Origin of the sequence: Rhodococcus sp. EPR-157 (assembly GCF_001647195.1) — a bacterium.
Lineage (GTDB): Bacteria > Actinomycetota > Actinomycetes > Mycobacteriales > Mycobacteriaceae > Rhodococcoides.
In genome coordinates this window covers 1-4,670 of sequence record NZ_LVCV01000366.1, presented here as the reverse complement: position 1 = coordinate 4,670, position 4,670 = coordinate 1, and the positions used below count along the sequence as shown (strand labels likewise).

Annotated in this window: 4 protein-coding genes and 1 pseudogene; 2 read left to right on the top strand and 3 right to left on the bottom strand. The window is 63.9% G+C overall.

Annotation, left to right across the window (positions count from 1 at the left end):
* Nucleotides 1–141 (bottom strand): annotated as a pseudogene (locus tag A2J03_RS30575) (histidine--tRNA ligase); the annotation flags it as partial.
* 2 nt (nt 142–143) lie between these two features.
* On the bottom strand, nt 144–836 hold the full coding sequence (locus A2J03_RS16775) for an MBL fold metallo-hydrolase (protein ID WP_068376054.1): 693 nt from the start codon (nt 834–836) through the stop codon (nt 144–146).
* Nucleotides 837–1,055: 219 nt separating this feature from the next.
* On the opposite strand from A2J03_RS16775, the gene A2J03_RS16770 reads away from it, so the two are divergent.
* Nucleotides 1,056–1,913, top strand: a complete 858-nt coding sequence (locus A2J03_RS16770) for a peptidylprolyl isomerase (protein ID WP_068376056.1) — start codon at nt 1,056–1,058, stop codon at nt 1,911–1,913.
* On the top strand, nt 1,913–2,701 hold the full coding sequence (locus tag A2J03_RS16765) for a peptidylprolyl isomerase (protein ID WP_068376052.1): 789 nt from the start codon (nt 1,913–1,915) through the stop codon (nt 2,699–2,701). The genes A2J03_RS16770 and A2J03_RS16765 overlap by 1 nt, the downstream gene beginning before the upstream one ends.
* A gap of 71 nt (nt 2,702–2,772) precedes the next feature.
* Here A2J03_RS16765 and A2J03_RS16760 read toward each other — a convergent pair.
* Nucleotides 2,773–4,670: RelA/SpoT family protein (locus tag A2J03_RS16760; protein WP_068376050.1), on the bottom strand; the 1,898-nt coding region annotated here is incomplete at its 5' end.

The following is a 4,670-nucleotide window of genomic DNA, read 5'->3' as shown; positions in this document are numbered from 1 at the left end:
GATCGGAAGCTCGATGTGGCCGTATCCCGCATTGCGGGCAGCGGCCAGAAGTCCTTCGCGGACGGCGACGAACTCCGCCGAGTTCGGCGGAACGTAGTCGGGAATGCCTTTGGGCGCAGAAAATGTACTCAGCTTGCTCACGGTCACAGCTTTCCCTGTTCGGTACCCGAGAGTCCAACGAGAAAGGGATTCGATGCACGTTCCTGGCCGATGGTGCTTTGGCCGCCGTGACCGGGCAGGATGACCGTGTCGTCGGCGAGCGGCAGCAGTGAGTCCGCGATGGAACGCAGCAGTTGCTCGTGGTTCCCACCGGGCAAGTCGGTGCGTCCGATCGAGCCTGCGAACAAGGTGTCCCCGGTCAACGCCACTGCCAGTGTCCCGTCCGGAGTGTCGACATCGACGGTGAACACCACCGAACCCGGGGTGTGCCCAGGTGTGTGTACGACGTCGAATGTGATGCCGGCGAGGTCGAGCGAAGAACCGGCGACCAACTCCGCGACGTCGTCGGGCTCGTTGAACTCGGTGTCGCCCAACAGTGCGGCCAAAGCCGGTCCCGTGCCCCGAATCGGGTCGGACAACATGTATCGGTCCTCCGCGTGAATGTATGCGGGGATACCGAACTTTTCGCATACCGGCGCCACCGACCATGTGTGGTCGAGGTGTCCGTGGGTGAGTAGAACCGCGACCGGTGTGACACCGGACTCGTTCAAGAACCGAAAGAGTGGCTCGGTCGCGTCCTGCCCCGGATCGACCACCACACACTCGTCCGCGCCATCGTGAGCAAGCACGTAGCAGTTGGTCTGGAACATTCCCGCCGGGAATCCGGTGACGAGCACAGCAGTAGCTCCTAATTCGGTACGGCAAGGTCATCGACAGAGTAGTTGCATGGTGTTCACCTGTACGTCGCCAGTGTCCGGACGGGCGCCGAAGGCCGATGCCCGTCAGAATGCTCTCAGGATGTAATGGCACACTCACTCACGGTCGGTTCCGGCTCGCCGACCGGCGCAGAGGCGATCAACGAGTCGGTGAACGTCACAAGCGGGAGGACACGTCAATTGCCCAGCAACGAGCAACGGCGCGAGGCGGCGAAGCGAAAACTCGAGCGACAACTCGAACGTCGAGCCGAGCGAGCGAAGAAGCGCAAACAGCTGACCATCGCCGGATCCGTGTTGGGTCTCGTCGTCGTGGTCGGCGCCGTTGCAGTGGTCTTCGCCCTCACTCGCGGCAGTGACGAACCGGAGACGACGGCATCCGAGACGCCGAGCGGTGACACTCTGATCGCCGACGGTCGCGCCGAGCCTCTACCGGAAACGGTCGACTGCGCATACCCGGCATCCGCTCAGCCTGCCTCGAAGGAGAACACCCCTCCGCGCACCGACGCGATCCCGACGAGCGACGAGGCTTTGAGCTACAGCATGGCGACGTCCCAGGGCAACATCGGGCTCACGCTGAACAACCCACAGTCGCCGTGCACCGTGAACAGCTTCGTCTCGCTGGCCAACCAGGGCTACTTCGACGGCACCACCTGTCATCGAATGACGACCGGCGCCGGGTTGCAGGTTCTCCAATGCGGCGATCCTGCAGGAACGGGCATGGGTGGTCCGGGCTACCAATTCGCCGACGAATTCCCGGCCGATCAGTTCGCCGAAGGCGACCCTGCTGCCGATGAGCCGATCTCCTACCCCCGCGGCACCCTTGCGATGGCCAATGCGGGGCCTGGGACGAACGGGAGTCAGTTCTTCCTCGTCTACGGCGACTCGACTCTGCCCCCGGCGTACACGGTGTTCGGCACCATCGACGAGACAGGACTCGAAACCTTGGACAAGGTTGCCGCAGGCGGCGTCGAAGGCGGCGCATCGGACGGCAAGCCTGCCCTCCCGGTGGACATCACCAGCATGGTGAGCGACTTCTGATGCGGATCACAACACTGCTCGCAGCGGCAGGAGCCGCAGTCTTCCTCGTCGCCGGCTGTTCTTCCACCGCGTCGGAGACTGCGACGACAAGTACTACACAGTCCACGACCAGCGCGGCGCCGACCACGACGCAGCCGCCGCTCGATATGAGCCAGTTCGGTGTCCTCCCACCGGTTCCCGAACCCGACGCATCGTCCACGACGTGTGAGTACCCGGAGGCCACGCCCGCGATCAGGGACAACACAGCGCCTGCAAACGACGGCGTGTCGACGGTCGGAACGGTCGACGTGGCAATCACGACCAGCCAGGGTCCGATCGGACTGACGCTCGATCGCGCCGAGGCCCCGTGCACGGTCAACAGTTTCACCTCGCTCGCATCGCAGGGCTACTTCGACGACACGATCTGCCACCGTCTGACCACCACCGAGGGCCTCGAGGTTCTTCAGTGCGGCGATCCGTCCGGCCAGGGCAATCGCGGTCCGGGATACGAATTCGCGAACGAGTACCCGACCACTGCATATCCCGTCGGCGATCCCGCGGCATCCGACCCGGTCGTCTACCCACGCGGCACCGTCGCGATGGCCAACGCCGGACCGGACACGAACGGCAGTCAGTTCTTCCTGGTCTACGAGGACTCGGTGCTCCCACCGCAGTACACGGTGTTCGGCACGATCGACGATGCGGGCTTGGCGACCCTCGACGCCGTCGCCGCGGCCGGTGTATCGACACCGGGCAACGATGGACCGCCGAACGCGGAGGTCACACTCCAGAGCGTCGCGACGACGTAACGGCTACACCGTAGTGGCACGGTTGAGCGCACGGGAGTGCACTCAACCGTGCCACTGGCGGCGGAGCCGCCCTATGCGGCTGATGTGAGTCGATATACGTCGTAGACGCCCTCGACGTTGCGGACGACGTTGAGAACGTGGCCCAGATGCTTGGGATCGCCCATCTCGAACGTGAACTTGCTGATCGCCACACGATCACCCGACGTCGCGACCGAGGCGGACAGAATATTGACCTTCTCGTCGGCCAACGCCTTGGTGACGTCCGACAACAACCGATGCCGATCCAGGGCCTCGATCTGAATAGCCACCAGGAACACCGACGATGACGACGGCGCCCACTCCACGTCGACGAACCGTTCCGACTGCTCGCCCAGCGACTTGGCGTTGGTGCAGTCCGTCCGGTGCACGCTGACCGATCCCCCGCGCGTCACGAAGCCGAGTATCTCGTCCCCTGGCACCGGCGTGCAGCACTTGGCGAGCTTCGCGACAACGCCCTCCATTCCCGAGACGAGGACGCCCGCATCTCCGACCTGGCGAGGACGCATCGGGATCGTCGACGGTGTCGACCGCTCCGCCAGTTCCTCTTCGACGTCTCCGACGCCACCGAGGTGGGCTACCAACCGCTGTACGACGTGCTGCGCCGACACATGACTCTCGCCTACCGCGGTGTACAACGCCGACACGTCGACGTAGCGCAGTTCGTGAGCAATGGTGGACATCGACTCGGCGTTCATCAGCCGCTGCAGTGGAAGCCCGCCGCGCCGCACCTCTTTCGCGATGGCATCCTTGCCTGCTTCGAGCGCTTCCTCACGCCGTTCTTTGGCGAACCACTGGCGGATCTTCGTCTTCGCCCGCGGAGAGGCGACGAATCCCTGCCAGTCACGGCTCGGACCCGCGGTGACCGCTTTGGAGGTGAAGACCTCGACGACTTCGCCGTTGTCCAGAGTCCGTTCCAGCGCAACGAGTCTGCCGTTGACCCGGGCACCGATACAACGGTGCCCGACCTCGGTGTGGACGGCACACGCGAAGTCGACGGGACATGAACCTGCAGGCAGCGTCACGACGTCGCCTTTGGGGGTGAAGACGAAGATTTCCTTCACTGCGAGGTCGTAGCGCAACGACTCGAGGAATTCACCTGGATCTGCGGCCTCACGCTGCCAGTCGAGCAGCTGACGCATCCACGCCATGTCGTCGACTTCGGCATTGTCACTACCGTGCTTGCCGCGGGTTTCCTTGTATCGCCAGTGCGCTGCGATGCCGAACTCCGCGGTTCGGTGCATGTCCCTCGTCCGAATCTGGACCTCGAGAGGTTTGCCCTCCGGCCCGACGACGGTGGTGTGCAACGACTGGTAGACCCCGTACCGGGGTTGGGCGATGTAGTCCTTGAACCGGCCCGCCATCGGCTGCCACAACGAGTGCACGACGCCGACCGCTGCATAGCAGTCGCGTATCTCATCACAGAGAATCCGAACTCCGACGAGATCGTGAATGTCGTCGAAGTCGCGACCCTTGACGATCATCTTCTGGTAGATCGACCAGTAGTGCTTCGGCCTGCCCTCCACCACAGCACTGATCCGCGACGCCGACAGAGATGCGTTGATCTCCGCCCTGACCTTCTCCAGGTAGGTGTCGCGGGACGGCGCACGGTCCGCGACCAGGCGAACGATCTCGTCGTACTTCTTGGGATGCAGAATCGCGAACGCGAGGTCCTCGAGCTCCCACTTGACCGTCGCCATACCGAGGCGATGCGCGAGCGGAGCGATGACCTCGAGGGTTTCCTTCGCTTTCCGCGCCTGCTTTTCCGGTGGCAGGAACCGCATCGTGCGCATGTTGTGCAGACGATCGGCGACTTTGATGACCAGGACCCGCGGATCCCGGGCCATCGCGATGATCATCTTGCGGATGGTCTCGCCCTCGGCAGCTGTGCCGAGCACGACTTTGTCGAGTTTGGTCACGCCGTCGACCAGGT